Origin of the sequence: Draconibacterium sp. IB214405 (assembly GCF_033963885.1) — a bacterium.
Lineage (GTDB): Bacteria > Bacteroidota > Bacteroidia > Bacteroidales > Prolixibacteraceae > Draconibacterium.
In genome coordinates this window covers 95,653-110,637 of the sequence record NZ_JAXBMA010000003.1, presented here as the reverse complement: position 1 = coordinate 110,637, position 14,985 = coordinate 95,653, and the positions used below count along the sequence as shown (strand labels likewise).

Annotated in this window: 11 protein-coding genes and 1 tRNA gene; 4 read left to right on the top strand and 8 right to left on the bottom strand. The window is 42.2% G+C overall.

Annotated features, from left to right (window positions below; all coding sequences use genetic code 11):
• Window positions 1–16 precede the first annotated feature (16 nt).
• From SLH46_RS10485 to SLH46_RS10475, 3 genes are all read left to right on the top strand, one after another.
• Window positions 17–832, top strand: a complete 816-nt coding sequence (locus SLH46_RS10485) for a CPBP family intramembrane glutamic endopeptidase (protein WP_320281137.1) — start codon at window positions 17–19, stop codon at window positions 830–832.
• A gap of 80 nt (window positions 833–912) precedes the next feature.
• Window positions 913–1,392 (top strand): DUF456 domain-containing protein, encoded by a 480-nt coding sequence (locus SLH46_RS10480; protein WP_320281136.1) that lies wholly within the window; start codon window positions 913–915, stop codon window positions 1,390–1,392.
• A gap of 139 nt (window positions 1,393–1,531) precedes the next feature.
• Window positions 1,532–3,865, top strand: coding sequence for a penicillin-binding protein 1A (locus tag SLH46_RS10475; RefSeq protein WP_320281135.1), 2,334 nt, complete (start codon window positions 1,532–1,534; stop codon window positions 3,863–3,865).
• A 5-nt stretch (window positions 3,866–3,870) separates the two neighbouring features.
• Here SLH46_RS10475 and tsaA read toward each other — a convergent pair whose 3' ends face one another.
• Window positions 3,871–4,365, bottom strand: coding sequence for a tRNA (N6-threonylcarbamoyladenosine(37)-N6)-methyltransferase TrmO (gene tsaA / locus SLH46_RS10470; RefSeq protein ID WP_320281134.1), 495 nt, complete (start codon window positions 4,363–4,365; stop codon window positions 3,871–3,873).
• Between the two features lie 119 nt (window positions 4,366–4,484).
• Between tsaA and SLH46_RS10465 the strand changes: the two genes are divergently transcribed.
• Window positions 4,485–4,558: transfer RNA gene (locus SLH46_RS10465), tRNA-Pro, on the top strand.
• A 61-nt stretch (window positions 4,559–4,619) separates the two neighbouring features.
• Here the strand turns inward: SLH46_RS10465 and uxuA are convergent.
• From uxuA to SLH46_RS10430, 7 genes are all read right to left on the bottom strand, one after another.
• Complete coding sequence (gene uxuA, locus SLH46_RS10460) at window positions 4,620–5,828, bottom strand: mannonate dehydratase (protein ID WP_320281133.1); 1,209 nt, start codon at window positions 5,826–5,828, stop codon at window positions 4,620–4,622.
• Window positions 5,829–5,936: 108 nt separating this feature from the next.
• Window positions 5,937–6,743, bottom strand: a complete 807-nt coding sequence (locus SLH46_RS10455; RefSeq protein WP_320281132.1) for an SDR family oxidoreductase — start codon at window positions 6,741–6,743, stop codon at window positions 5,937–5,939.
• A 17-nt stretch (window positions 6,744–6,760) separates the two neighbouring features.
• Window positions 6,761–7,732, bottom strand: coding sequence for a glycoside hydrolase family 43 protein (locus SLH46_RS10450; protein ID WP_320281131.1), 972 nt, complete (start codon window positions 7,730–7,732; stop codon window positions 6,761–6,763).
• Between the two features lie 88 nt (window positions 7,733–7,820).
• Window positions 7,821–8,972 (bottom strand): endo-1,4-beta-xylanase, encoded by a 1,152-nt coding sequence (locus SLH46_RS10445; protein ID WP_320281130.1) that lies wholly within the window; start codon window positions 8,970–8,972, stop codon window positions 7,821–7,823.
• Window positions 8,973–9,024: 52 nt separating this feature from the next.
• Window positions 9,025–10,473: an MFS transporter gene (locus SLH46_RS10440; RefSeq protein ID WP_320281129.1), complete on the bottom strand. Its 1,449-nt coding sequence runs from the start codon at window positions 10,471–10,473 to the stop codon at window positions 9,025–9,027.
• A gap of 28 nt (window positions 10,474–10,501) precedes the next feature.
• On the bottom strand, window positions 10,502–12,427 hold the full coding sequence (locus SLH46_RS10435; protein ID WP_320281128.1) for a sialate O-acetylesterase: 1,926 nt from the start codon (window positions 12,425–12,427) through the stop codon (window positions 10,502–10,504).
• Window positions 12,424–14,976: a glycosyl hydrolase 115 family protein gene (locus SLH46_RS10430; RefSeq protein WP_320281127.1), complete on the bottom strand. Its 2,553-nt coding sequence runs from the start codon at window positions 14,974–14,976 to the stop codon at window positions 12,424–12,426. The genes SLH46_RS10435 and SLH46_RS10430 overlap by 4 nt, the downstream gene beginning before the upstream one ends.
• Window positions 14,977–14,985: the final 9 nt, after the last annotated feature.

Here is a 14,985-nt window from a genome sequence, read left to right as displayed (position 1 = left end):
TATATTTAGTAGCTGTATGGAAGAGTACCGCATTAAATATTACCCCACTATTTTACAGGGAATACATCTGGTTATCCTGTATATTTTTATTCAAACAGTTGTTGATTTTCCACTGGCTTTAATCGATTATTACAAAGGCACCGAATATTTGTATAATCCGATAAAGAAAATTGCGTTGGGCGTTGGGTCCGTCGTTTTTATATTGCTTTACGGGATTAGAAAAGCCAAAGCTCCTGTACTCGAAATATTTCCCGTAAAATTATTTAACCCACTGATATTTATTCCGGTTGTAACCTTTCTGTGGGGAGCGCATAATGTTCTTGAAGATGTTAATATTTGGGTAGAAAAAATGTTGCCTGCCCCACCCTGGTTTTGGGAACTTTTCGACCGAATTTTTGAGGGCGATTACGGTTTTATGGGAGCTTTCCTGAAAGTGGCAGTTGTGGCACCGGTTATTGAAGAACTGATCTTCAGAGGCTTGCTGTTAAACGGATTCAGAAAGAATTACAACGGATTTGTTGCCGTGTTTATGTCGGCACTTTTATTCTCGTTGTTTCATTTAAATCCGTGGCAAATGCCGGCAACGTTTGTATTGGGACTACTGCTTGGCTGGCTGATGTTGCGCACCAATAACATTTTTGTGGCTATTATTGGCCATTCTATAAATAACACACTTGTATTGCTGTCGGTTACTTACTGGGAACAAATTCGCGAATATTCCATCTACCTTTTAGAGCGCAACAATCTTTTAATGCTAAGTGGATTTGTTATGGCTTTATCGGTGGTGCTAATCTATTTTACAAGTATCCCGTGGTTTGGCAAACGCCGATGATATCCGGCACTTCACCGAAAATATTCAAATTCAATGGTGGTAAATACTACTTTTATTTCCTTTAATTAATCAGAAACAGCATGGATATATTGTTAATAATTCTTGGATCAATTTTTATAATCAGTGGAATTTTAGGATGTGTTTTACCCATTATTCCCGGTCCGCCGTTGAGTTACATCGGTTTGTTAATCCTTCATTTTACCGAGCGTTATCAGTTCTCATCAAAGTTTTTAATTCTTTGGGCAATAATAACGGTAGTGGTTTATGCACTTGATTACCTGATACCGGCCTGGGGCACCAAAAAATTTGGTGGCAGTAAACGTGGCGTTTGGGGCAGTATAATCGGATTGGTAATCGGGATGTTTTTCTTTCCTCCGTTCGGAATTATTATTGGGCCATTCGTGGGTGCCGTTGTTGGAGAACTCACCGCAGGAAAAGAATCAAAAGCCGCTTTAAAATCAGGATTCGGATCGTTTATAGGTTTTCTGGCCGGAACACTTTTAAAACTAATTACTTCGGGAATGATGACCTGGTATTTTGTGAAAGAGTTGATCATTTAGCAAACACAAAATAAACAGTCGGTCGTTTATAATATTTCGCTTTCATTTTAGTTTAATTTACCATAGAAGTGGTTTAAAATAATACTTTTGTCAGGTGGCAAAAAAGAATACAAATACAACTTCCCGGACCAAAAAACCGGTGAGCCGAAAAAAAGGCAATTCAAAAAAATCGAAGAAAAAATATCCCATTCTGAGCTTTATTTTTAAAGCCGGAATAGTCGTCTTTTTACTGGGCTGTCTTTTCTTTGTTCTGGTATTTCTGGGCGTTTTAGGTCCTGTTCCTTCAAAATCGCAATTACATCAGATCAATAATCCGCTGGCTTCGGAAGTTTACTCCATCGACGGGAAAATACTCGGGCGCTATTACGTTGAGAACCGGAGTTATGCAACTTTTGATGAGATATCGCCAAACGTAATTAACGCATTGATTGCAACTGAAGATTCGCGGTTTTACGAACACCGTGGAATTGACGAAATTGCTCTTGCCAGGGTGCTGGTAAAGTCTATTTTAATGCGTAACGATGCAGCGGGTGGCGGAAGTACAATTAGTCAGCAAATTGCTAAGAACCTGTTTCCGCGTGTTGATTACGGCCCTTTATCGATGCCGGTAAATAAACTTCGTGAAGCAATAATTGCTTATCGTTTAGAGCGTATTTACAGCAAACAGGAGATTTTGGCTTTGTACCTGAATACCGTTCCTTTTGCCGAAAATGTATACGGAATTGAAGTTGCTGCTGAGCGTTTCTTTTCCAAATCGCCTAAAAGTCTGGATGTGCACGAAGCTGCAGTGTTGGTTGGAATGCTAAAAGCCAACAATTATTACAACCCGCGAACCCACCCGGATCGTGCAACCGGCAGACGGAATGTGGTGATCGACCTCATGGTGAAAAATGACTACCTGAATGCCGCAGATGCCGAAAAATACAAGGAGAAACCATTGGGTATACATTACCGTTTGATATCGTACAACCAGGGACCTGCTCCGTATTTTCTTGAAAAATTAAGACCGGAATTATTGGAATGGTGCGAAGATAATACGAATGAAAACGGAGAGCCCTACAACCTGTACACCGACGGTTTAAAGATTACTACCACAATCGATTATAACCTTCAACGTTATGCGCAACAATCGGTAAAGGAGTACATGAAAAATCTCCAGCAGGTTTTTGACAACCACTGGAAATCGAGAGATATTTTCAAAGAAAATCCGGAGATTCTGAGAAGTGCCATTCAAAACCAAAACACCAGTGGTGCTTCGTATTCTGAAGAGTTGAAAAAATATTCGGAAAAAACACATGCCACGCTGTTTTCGTGGGATGGTGTTGAAAGTATGGAAGTTTCGCGTCTGGATTCGTTAAAACATTATTTAAAGCTATTGAACGCCGGTTTTATTGCAATTGATCCACACAGCGCGCAGTTAAAAGCCTGGGTGGGCGGAATCGATTACCGCTTCTTTCAATACGACCACGTAACCGCACCACGACAAACCGGTTCTACCTTTAAACCATTTGTATACCTGACAGCTCTTGAAGAAGATATTCCGGCCGATGCTTACTTTGTAAATCAACACAAAGTTTACACCGAATATAACGACTGGGCTCCGCGAAATTCGCACGATGACTACGGTGGATTTTACAGTATGAAAGGTGCTCTGGCAAAGTCGCTGAACACGGTGTCGGTAGAAGTCTTGCTGGAAGCCGGTATCGACGAAACCATTGAGATTGCAGAAAAGCTGGGTATTTCGGCCGAGTTGCCGGATTATCCCTCACTGGCACTTGGAGTGGCCTCTGTTTCGTTAAAAGAGATGGTTGAAGCCTTTGCCGGAATTGTAAACGATGGCCGACCTGTAAAATCGAATTACCTGTTACAAATAGCCGATAAAAACGGTAAAATACTGGAAACGTTTAATTACGAACTTTCTGACGATCCGGTGGTATCGCCTGAAAATTGCAGGGCGGTAATTAATATGATGGAAGCCGTTGTTGATGAAGGTACCGGAAGGGGAATTCGTACGGTTTATAAAATTCCAGGAGAGTTTGCAGGTAAAACCGGAACCACACAGAATAATTCGGATGGATGGTTTATCGGCCTCACACCTGAATTGGTGACAGGATGTTGGGTTGGAGCTGATGATCCCCGCGTTCATTTCAGAACAACAACCTACGGACAGGGTGCTTATATGGCCATGCCAATCGTTGGGAAGTTTTTTTACAAAACATATCGCGACAAAAAGTTTGAGCATTTAAAATACAGTACTTTTCGTGATCCGGAGCCTGAATTGCTGGCCATGTTAAATGAGCCGTCGTTTAAAGAAATGCTGGAAATTGATAAGCATGAATTTAATTTTGCCAGCATTTTCGGAAAGAAAAAATCTGAAGATTTAAAAAATCGCCCCAATGCCAAACCGGCTGACGACGATAAAGGTCAGATTTGGAAAAAGATCAAAGGTATTTTTAAGAAAAAGGACAAGTAAAAGAATTAAACAAACCGATCGTCCGAACGGTGTTTTGTTGGCAGGTCATCGTCTTTTGCATCCAGCCAGCCGCTAACTGCATTGGGCCTATTATCTACCTGCCGAAAAAAGGGTTTGATATCGATCAACGGAGTTCCGTCCAACATATCAGCACCTTTAAACCAGATTTTGTTTCCCTCAATTTTTAGCAACTCCACGGTTGACATTCCAATGGGCGACGGACGTTTTGGCGAGCGTGTGGCAAACAATCCGTGTTCTTTATCATCCATAAATGGTGTTACCCTGGTTTTATACCCTTTTGATAAGTGCAAATGATACAACAATATCAAATTTGAAAAGCCTTCCAACCCATCCAACGCATCGGTTAAATGCGGCTCAAGTTCTATTATTCCAATAAACTCTTCTGCCCCAACCGACTGAATTGGAATATTAGAAAGTGTTTTATGTGGTGTAGAAATTGTGCCGATCACACTCATTTCTACTTTTTTAAAATCTGTCATACTAAAGTTGTTGAACTCATGCTCAAAATACGAATTGTAATTCAGAATAATTGCGAACATTTTTTCTTTTCCAACGCAAGACAATTATTTTAATTTTTACTTAAATTAGCAACCTTATTCGGGATGTAGCGCAGTCCGGTAGCGTACGTCGTTCGGGACGACGGGGTCGCAGGTTCAAATCCTGTCATCCCGACAGAGACAAAGCTTGATAATCAGTAGATTATTGAGCTTTTGTATTTTAATAGTAGTGAGAATTATTCCGCCAACATAAACTCAATTCCGTGCATGAGTCCGTCCAATTCGGCAAGACCTTTTAAACGGCCAATAAGCGGATATCCGGGATTGTAATCGTGTTTGTAGTCATCCATAATTCGAATACCGTGATCGGGGCGTACTGGCATTTTAACATCGCTTCTGCCTGCTTTTATTCTACGTTTCTGCTCTTTAATCAGGGCGTACATTATTTTCATCATATTCTGAGATCCGCTTAAATGCCCCGATTCGTAAAAACTTCCATCTTCAAGTAACAAAGTATTTCGCAAATGCACAAAATGAATTCGGTCGCAGGTTTTTTCAATAATTTCCTGCAAATCATTTTCCTTTCTTGCCGATAACGATCCGGCACAGAATGTTACACCATTGTTTGGCGAAGTATTAGCGTTAAAAAGCCATTCGTAATCATTCAACTGACCAATAATCCGTGGTATTCCCAGTACCGGAAACGGCGGATCGTCAGGATGAATTGCAAGTTTTACACCAGCTTCTTCGGCAACATGAATTATATCGTTTAGAAAGGCTTTTAAGTTGTTCCGCAACTGTTCCTTCCCAATGCTTTTGTAACGATCGATAAACTCCAGAAAAAGGGCTTTAGGATCGGCAACTGAACCATCAACCACTCCGTCGATAAAACCCTGAGTGACAACAATGATGTTGTAGGCCAGTTCTTCTGCTTCCTGTTCCGTCATCTCCTCAAAAACCGTTTTGGCTTTTTCAACGATATCCGCTGGATAATCGTCTGCTGCACCCGGTCGTTTTAGAATAAAAACATCAAAAGCCACAAATGTCGGGAAATCGAAATACATCGATTCTCCCCCATTTTTAAGTTTAAAATGCAGGTCGGTGCGGGCCCAGTCCAGAACCGGCATAAAATTGTAGCAAATGGTATCAATACCGCATTCGCCAAGGTTACGAACGGATTGTTGGTAATTGGCAATTAAACGTTCGCGGTCGCTTGAGCAGATTTTTATTCCCTCAGAAACAGGAAGACTCTCTACTACACTCCAACGCATTCCCCGCTTTTCGATAGCCGACTTTACTTTCAGAATTTCTTCAACCGGCCAAACCTCACCATTGGGAATATGATGCAGAGCAGTAACAACTCCTTCCACTCCCATTTGTTGCAAATCATCAAGCGTTACAAGATCTTTCTCCCCAAACCAACGCCACGTTTTCTCTAAAGCCATTTATGTATCTATTATAAGGTCGTTCAAAAACTAAAGTGGTTATGCCAAAGGAGGCACACCACTTTTTATTCTATCTCTAAAACAAGTAAGTAAACTGTCAGGTTCAATTTAAACTCCGCTAAACGAGCTAAAACCTCCATCAACAGGAAGAATTACTCCGGTTATAAATGATGCGGCTTCGGAGCATAAAAACTGTACGGCACCGTTTAACTCTTTGATGTCGCCAAAACGTCCCATCGGTGTGCGGGCCAGCACTTTTTTGCTGCGCTCGGTATACGACCCGTCGGGATTGATCAACACATTTCGGTTTTGGTCGCCAATAAAAAAGCCCGGAGCAATCGCATTTACCCGTATTCTTTCGCTGAATTTGGTGGCCATTTCCATCGCCATCCACTGGGTGAAAATATTAATGGCCGTTTTGGCTGTAGAATAACCCAACACCCTTGTAATTGCTGAGTAAGTTGCCATCGACGAAATGGTGATAATACTTCCCTCTCCTCGTTTTGCCATAGCTTCTCCAAATACCAGACTTGGATAAACCGTTCCGTTCATATTTAAATCATTAACGCGTTCGAAGTCCTCGATTTTCATGTCAAAAACAGTTTGCTCCTCGGTTAATGTAGCACCAGGAAGATTTCCTCCGGCAGCGTTTATCAGAATATCAATCTGTCCCCATTTTTCCAGTATCGTTTCGCGAGTTTGTTTTAACTCACTCATGTTCAAAACACTTGAAACAATACCTAGCGCTTCACCTCCAATTTGTTTTAGTTCTTCAACCCGGTTATTTACATTTTCCTCGCGAATATCGAGAATAGCAACTTTTACGCCTGCCTCGATTAAACTGCGGGCGATACTTCCACCCAAAACTCCACCTCCGCCGGTTACTATAGCAACCTTATCTTTTAAACTAAACATTTCTTTTCTGATTATTTTTATTCCGCTGTTCCTTCAATAGTAATAATTTTCCCGTCGGCATCGTACTCCAGCTCCACAACCTTCATACTTCGCAACCAGGTTTTGCCATTTGAAGGTACACAATCGTGATGGAACAGGTACCATTTTCCTTTAAATTCAATAATGGAGTGATGTGTTGTCCAACCCACAACCGGCGTTAAAATTACACCCTGGTAAGTAAACGGACCATAAGGATTATCGCCAATGGCGTAGCACAATTTGTGCGTGTTGCCGGTGGAATACGAGAAATAGTATTTACCCTTGTATTTGTGCATCCACGAGGCTTCGAAGAAACGTCGGTCGTGATCGCCGGCTTTTATCGGCTCGCCATTTTCATCCAGAATAACCAGCGCTTTTGGTTCTTCGCCGAATTCCAGCATATCGTCGCTTAATTTGGCAATACGTGCAGGTAATGCCTGCTCATCGTCGGCAGGTTCTTGGCCACATTCAATGGCTTTATTATCGCGGTAACGCTGCAACTGGCCGCCCCATAAACCACCAAAATACATATAAAAACTGCCATCTTCGTCCTCAAAAACACACGGGTCGATGGAGTAACTACCTTTCATTGGCGCTTCCTGTGGTACAAACGGTCCTTCAGGTTTGTCGCTGATCGCCACACCAATCCGGAAAATGTCTGTTTGATCTTTTAGCGGAAAATAGAGGTAATATTTTCCGTTTTTAAAGGCACAGTCGCTGTCCCACAGCTGGCGCCCCGACCAAGGAATGTCTTTTACATCTAAAACCACGCCATGATCAGTAGCTTCTCCGTCGATATCATCCATAGAATAAACATGGTAATCGCGCATATCAAAATGGTCGCCCAAATCGTTTTCGGGAATACCCGATTCAACATCGTGCGAAGGGTAAATGTAAATTTTCCCGTTAAAAACATGAACTGCCGGATCGGCAGTATATAGGTCGTTTACAAGGTATCTCGCTTTCTTCATTTTCTAAAATCTTTTAAATAAAATAAAAAAATCCCGGGAGTTACTCTACTCTGCAACCCCCGGAATACTAACTAACTATCTAAACTAACTAATCAATATGTTCTGTTTTTGCAGCTTCTCCGATTATTTTTGGAACTATACTTTTTGGTTGATAATTACGATCGAACAAGAGCGGATAATCGGTACGTCCCGGTACCGGGAAACCGTTTTTCCATGATGTTGCGTCGGATACTCCCCAAAGTGTAACACGTGAAATTACATCGGAGTGTTTCAGAAACAATCGAAAGAAATCGAGCATGCGCATATCCCACACTTCCATTTCGTTATGCGGAAGACCCGCCGTGTAGGGATTTAGCTGCTGCTGGTATTCAAAACTGGTTGAAATATCGGCACCAACATCGTGTCGCGGTTGTGGTAAAATGGACATATCAAGCTCGGTAATCATCACTTTCATCCCTTCGGCGGCATAAGCGTTAATAGCTTCTTCGTACTCGTCAATCGAAGGACCGTCCATTCCAATATGTCCCTGCATTCCAATACCATCAATGCGAATTCCTTCGGCCTTAAAATCGCGCACCATTTGAACCACAGCGTCGCGTCGTCCCGGATACCACTCATTATAATCGTTATAATACAATTCGGCATCCGGATCGGCTTCATTTGCAAACTGAAAGGCCAGCTTTATAAAGTCTTCTCCAACTATCTGGTAGAATTTACTGGTACGCCAGCTACCGTCTTCCAGGAAAGCTTCATTCACCACATCCCAGCCTTTTATGCGGCCTTTATAACGGCCAACCACGGTATAAATGTGATTTTTCATTCGTTCGACCATCACCTCGCGCGAAACATCTTCACCATTTTCATCGCTGAAAAACCAACTTGGTGCCTGCGAGTGCCAGATCAGACAGTGGCCGGTAATAAACTTATCGTTTTGTTCGCCAAAATCGACAAACTGATCCGCAAGCGAAAAATCAAACTCTCCTTCAATAGGCTGAATCTCTTCACTTTTCATACAGTTTTCAGCAACAATCGCATTAAACTGCTCTTTAATTACTTTAACTCCTGCTGTATCTTTTCCGGTAATTTGCCATTCGTTTAAAGCGGTGCCAATATAAAAGTTGCCGGCTAGAGCTTCTTTTAAAGTTGCCGGTTTTTCCGATTGCGTTTGTGTTCTATTGCTACACGACGCAATAAATCCGGCTAAAAGCATAATTATGGCGATTTGATTTATCTTTTTCATAATAAAGGTTTTTGGTTTTATTTTTTCTTCACAACAGATATCGATATTTTATTTATTGTCTTCTGGTTTCCAGTTCTTTCTGAATCTGTAGTTCTTTCTTTTTGTTTATTTCGTAAAAGAAAAGCAAGGCGACACCAATAAGAAAAGGGATTGCAGGATAAACACTAACGAGCATTTTTGCACCCTGTGCCACTGTCTCTGGCTGAATAACTTCCTGACCTGCCGCTGCTGCATCCTTCGAAATGTAACCGTATAATCCAAGTATTCCGGTAACAATTGCACCACCAATTGCGAGTCCGGCTTTAAGACCAACCATCATTGCCGAAAAAATTATGGCAGTTGCTCTGCGGTTGTTTTTCCACTCCGAATAATCGGCAACATCGGCAATCATCGCCCAAAGAATTGGAGTTGTTACTCCGTAGAAAAACATGTGCAGTGCCTGTGTAATAAACATCAAACGCACATCTTTTGGGTTGTATAAAATGAAGGACGCGATAAACAAGGTGGCGATAAACAAAGTTGTTCCGAACACGTCGCGTTTACCAAACTGATCCGCCAGTTTTCTGGATACGGCAATACCGATCATAGAGAAAACAATTCCTCCCGCATTGAATAATCCAAAACCTGCCGATGCAACATCCGATTCAAAAAAGTTCAATCCAATTGCTGAAAGAAAATCCAGAATCGGCTGAATAAATTGTTGAAGTGCCACTTCGTCAACATAGTTATTGAAATAATATACGTACGATCCGCCTTTCATGGCCAGCGTTATAAAAATCAGCACAGTCAGCGTTAGCATTATGATCCAGGGTTTATTTTTAAATAAATCGCCCAGATCTTCTTTTAATGTTGATTTTTGTTCAGGACTTGGAACAATACGTTCTTTTGTTGTCAAAAAGGTAATCAGTAAAAGAACAGTACCGATTGCGGCCATCCATGTCATTACCGATTCAATTCCTGCTGCTTTGTCGCCCTTGCCCACATACAAGATAATTGGGAGCATAAATACCTGCACAAAAAACTGGGCAAACATAACTGCTCCAAACCTGTATGACGACAAACTGTTTCGTTCCGACATATCGCCGGTTATTACTCCGCTAAGCGCCGAATACGGTAGGTTACTTGCCGCATACGCAAGCAACAGTAAGGTATAAGTTCCGGCCGCATAAATCAGTTTTCCTTTGTATGAAAAATCGGGGGTTGTAAAAGCCAGCAAAGCGACTACTCCCAAGGGTATGGCTGTAAATAAAATCCACGGACGAAATTTACCCCATCTCGAATGCGTCCGGTCTGCCAAAGCGCCAATGATTGGGTTAAAAGCAAAAGCTGCAACCAATCCCACTACCAGCATTATGACCGAGGCATGCTCATTCTGCAGTCCATAAATGTCAGTATAGAAAAAAGCGAGAAACGTTACCAAAGTCTGAAATACAAGGTTAGCGGCGAGGTCGCCAAAACTGTATCCGATTTTTTCAAGTACTGAAATTTTCTGTGTATTCATTTTCATATTATTGGTTTTATTTTTTTTATTAATCTTCGGTTGTAAACGGTGAGGCGGGCAAACCTTCTATGTTTTTAAGGTTCGATCCCGCAGGATTGCCATCCCATGCATAACGCACGGCCACCGGTTTTTTGATATCCGGACTCCATACCTTAACCGTGTTTTTATTCATCACCACGGCTTTTGCCCAAACAAATTTGCCGTCGTCGCCAGCAATTTGAAATCCTTCGAGTAAACTGTTGGCATACATTCCTGAACCAACAGATGAAAATGTAAGCAGAATACTTCCGCCATCGATTTTCATTGACTGGTACAACGGACCGGCACTCACAATATCTTTGTTTCCATAGGCCACTCTTTCGGCTTCTAAATACAAGCGGCGTGCTACTTCTTTTTTATTTAAAGGATGAATATCGTTCCATTCGCCAATGTCGAAAGCGACGGCCATTCCTGTGTTGGGCAATTCAAGTGCCTGTCGCTGGGCGTCACGTGTTTCGGCCCAACCATTTTCAACAGGCTGTTTGTTCGGAAGACCCAGATTTGCCAGCTGAACAAAAAGGAAAGGCATTTCAGCGTTATCTAGCTCATCTCTCCAATCTACGATAAGGTCTTTAAACAACTGTCGGTATTCAAATCCACGTCCGGCATTTGTTTCTCCCTGGTACCAAATCACACCTTTTACCGTATAATTTTTCATCGGATTTATGAGCGAATTGTACAAACCTCCTGGACGAAATCCAGGATAATTAAAATTTGTTTTTGGAGGATTTAACTCAGCTCCAATATGGTATTGCCAATCGCCTGTCATGTCAATCACTTCGTTTCCAACACGCACTTCGTATGGTTTTTCTTCCACAAAACCTCCCCGTCCGCCCGGATTAAATACGCGTACCATAACTTTATTGGTTCCGGCTTTTAAAAGGCCTTCGGGAATGGTGTAAATGCGCGGTGGATATTGATAAGTAATGTTGCCCACAAACGTGCCGTTTACAAAAGCTGAATCGCTGTCGATTATACGTCCCAAACGTAAAATAGCTTCTGCTCCGGCCAACGATTCATCCAATTCAAATTCTTTGTAAAACCAAATCGAGCCGTTCCAAAAATCAACGCCTTTATCGGTCCAGTATCCAGGCAGAGAAATCTGTGGCCAACCGGAAACATCAACATCGTTTTTCGACCATTTCCCTGTGCCCGGATCGTTTTTATTCACTTCTGCATACCAGTTGTATGGTTCTATTTCGCCATTCTTTTCGATGTCGGCATCACGCATCGAATCAACTTGTGCACACTCTTCAATCCATTTGTTTAGGAAAGGAGTTACCGTGTTTTTGCTCAACCAGGCTTCGGCCGGTGAACCGCCAATTGCCGTGCTGATTATACCAACCGGAACATTGTGGCTTTGACGAATTTTGTCCGCAAAAAACCAGGCAACAGCCGAAAATTCCATAATATTTTCAGGTGTTGACGACAGCCATTTGCCATCCGGATAATCGCCTTTTTCATTCTCCGCGTTTTCGCGTGTTGATGATCGGAAAAGACGAATCTGATCGGTATTAATTTTCAGAATCTCGTCGGCATATAAATCCATCACACGGCGGAGTTGCAACTCCATGTTCGACTGACCGGAAGCCAGCCACACATCGCCAACCAGAATGTCAGTCAACTCAATGTCGTTTATCGTTATGGAATACGGACCACCTGCATCCATTGCTGCCAGTTCAAGTTGCCAGTTTCCATTATTGTCGGCTGTTGTTTTATATGCTGTACCTAAAAAATCAACTTGTACTTTTTCTCCTGCATCGGCCCACCCCCAAATACGCACCGGTTCATTGCGCTGAAGCACCATTCCGTTGCTCACGAGTTGCGGCAATTTTATGGCGGCATTTACTTCTCTGCATAACGCAAAAATCAGTACTAAACTTAATAGGCAATATTGTATTCGAATTATTCTCATTCCTCAATTTTAACTTGCTTACTTTCAGGTGCGCCCAGATAGCTCGGTTTTAAACCTCCGGTATCAATCAGGATTTTTTGCAGAACAATTCCCGGCTCCAATACACGAATTCGCAAACGGTGCAAACCTGCATTTTCTATTTTGTGTTTTGTTGTTGTTTCAATAATTCTATTGGCTTGCCATGGTCCCAATTCCCCACGGTATGCTTCATTGATATTTACCACCTGCTCCGGACCTCCATCAAAAGAAATTGCATAACGTAATCCTTTATTGGCATTAAAATTCAACGTTGGCGAAACCAACACACTTACATCACAATCTCCTGTTGAAGAAAATTTAACAGCATATTCTAGGTAAATTTCATCGCCTTCTGCCGGGTAAACATTTTGTGGTAATGTTGTAATCGCAGATCCTGTTTTTCCCAGGTCAGGTATCACCTTCCAGTTGATTTTATCATTACTTATTGCCAATTGATAATTCTCGGCCTGGATTGATACAAAACCGTCAGCCTCTGCAAAAGCCAGTTTTTCACGCGGAATTTCTTTCACCTCTACACGCTGTACCTCGGGGCACTTAGAAAAATCAGGCTGCTGCCAGTAGGTGTACCCAATTCGAACCTGGTCCATCATGTGGTTCCATTTTCCATCGGCAATTTGTTGGTTGTAGTGGATTGTGAGTATCGAATCGCGCTGATAACACTTAATCACTTCGTCGGCCCAATCGTTTGCTGCTGGATTGTTTTGAGCGGCCAACTTTTTATTCATGGCCTGTGCGTAATACATTTCATACAGGTTCGATGTAGCATTTGTAGGATAAAGCACCAACTGATCGAATGCGTCTTTTGTATCATTCGGAATCAGGTTGTACAAACGTAAAGCGTCCAAAGCCAGATCGCGATAATTGTTTCGCTCCCGCTCGAATTCATTATAATTTTCCAGACTGTAAGTGTCGGCGTTCAGCAATTCTGGTGTTACCCGGTGGTTGTATTTTGTGTATTGATTGATTATTCTTGCTGCTTCAGCGGCATATGGTTCTCCAAACTGATCGGCACACCAATTTTTGGTGTATTCCAGCAAATTATCCGGATTAAATTGTTCAGGTTCCCACGCCATATCAAGGAAGAAACTGATCGGGAATTCCATAGGTTTGAGATCCCCCACGTTTACCACCCAAATTTTATCTACACCATGGCTGTAAGTCAAATTCATCTGTTCCCAAACACGCTGAATTTGAGTTACATTTATCCACTTGTAGTTTCGCGGGGCACCAACATAATCGAAATGATAGTACATCCCGTAGCCGCCTTTGTGTTTAGGTGCATCAATCGCAGGGAGTTTGCGCACATCGCCCCAGTTATCGTCGCACAATAGCAGCGTAACATCATCAGGAACGCGCATTCCTTTATCGTAATAATCCTGCACCTCTTTATACAGCGCCCAAACCTGGGGCGTTTCTTCCGGTTTTTTACCCGTTACATCACTTATTATTTCTCGCTGATCCTTTACAACTTGTTCGAGCAACGCAATGTTTGTATCTTCAGTCATTGCTTCGTCGCCGTCGCCACGCATACCAACAGTTATAAATTTTTCATAGGGATTGCAGCGCTCCATTCCTTCGCGCCAAAATGCTTTTAGCACCTTCTCATTTTTTGAATAATCCCACGGGCCGGTGCCATATCTCTCCCACTCTACATGCGCTCTTCCCAGCGGTTCGTGGTGGGTTGTGTTTATCACAATGCCCAATTTATCGGCCAAAACGGCATTTTGCGGATCGTCGTCGTAAAACGCTTTTCCCCACATGGCAGGCCAAAGAAAGTTGCCGCGCAATCGCAAAATCAACTCAAAAACTTTTTCGTAAAACTGCTGGTTGAAATCGCCAAAGTTCTCTCTGGTCCAGTTTCCCAAAGCAGGTTCTTCGTCGTTTAAGAAAATACCGCGGTATTTTACTTTTGGTTCGCTAATAATGTAGCGTCCACTTTTAACAAATATATTTTCTTGTTTTTTCACCGGAACATCGGCCCACCAGTACCACGGCGAAACACCGATTTGCTGCGACAATTCGAGCATCCCGAATATGGTTCCCCTCTTGTCGCTTCCGGCAATTACCAGTGCTTTATCTACGTTTGGAAACGGATTTTCAACCACTTGTGTAAGCGACGATTCCCAATTCCCTTTTATATCGTCAATGTCTATTTTATTTTTTGCAACCAGTTCATCGATCAGCTTGCTCTGTCCAAGCGTACCAATAATTACCAAATTTTTACCAGCCGGGAGTTCATCCTGCAGTAGTTCCGGTTTTGTTCCCGTAACTTTCCGAATGTCTTCCTGAAGGTATTCGGCGACCATTTTTACCCCTTCAAAATCATTGGCACTAATAATCACCGGAACAACTCCCGTGTTCTTTTCGGACAATGAAAAAGTATTGGCCTCCTTTACATAACTCACATACTTCGTGGTTTTTGAACCCGGTGCAACAGTACTTCCAAAAACTGTTGTTGGGAAAAACAGGCCAAAGGCAATGACAATTAATAGCAGGTTTTTTGGTCGCATATAATGTTT

What these genes read in the sequence shown, in the direction of transcription:
- SLH46_RS10485 (WP_320281137.1), top strand. Translation starts at nt 17, where the DNA reads ATGGAAGAGTACCGCATTAAATATTACCCCACTATTTTACAGGGAATA.
- SLH46_RS10480 (WP_320281136.1), top strand. Translation starts at nt 913, where the DNA reads ATGGATATATTGTTAATAATTCTTGGATCAATTTTTATAATCAGTGGA.
- tsaA (WP_320281134.1), bottom strand. Translation starts at nt 4,365, where the DNA reads ATGACAGATTTTAAAAAAGTAGAAATGAGTGTGATCGGCACAATTTCT.
- uxuA (WP_320281133.1), bottom strand. Translation starts at nt 5,828, where the DNA reads ATGGCTTTAGAGAAAACGTGGCGTTGGTTTGGGGAGAAAGATCTTGTA.
- SLH46_RS10455 (WP_320281132.1), bottom strand. Translation starts at nt 6,743, where the DNA reads ATGTTTAGTTTAAAAGATAAGGTTGCTATAGTAACCGGCGGAGGTGGA.
- SLH46_RS10450 (WP_320281131.1), bottom strand. Translation starts at nt 7,732, where the DNA reads ATGAAGAAAGCGAGATACCTTGTAAACGACCTATATACTGCCGATCCG.
- SLH46_RS10445 (WP_320281130.1), bottom strand. Translation starts at nt 8,972, where the DNA reads ATGAAAAAGATAAATCAAATCGCCATAATTATGCTTTTAGCCGGATTT.
- SLH46_RS10440 (WP_320281129.1), bottom strand. Translation starts at nt 10,473, where the DNA reads ATGAATACACAGAAAATTTCAGTACTTGAAAAAATCGGATACAGTTTT.
- SLH46_RS10435 (WP_320281128.1), bottom strand. Translation starts at nt 12,427, where the DNA reads ATGAGAATAATTCGAATACAATATTGCCTATTAAGTTTAGTACTGATT.
- SLH46_RS10430 (WP_320281127.1), bottom strand. Translation starts at nt 14,976, where the DNA reads ATGCGACCAAAAAACCTGCTATTAATTGTCATTGCCTTTGGCCTGTTT.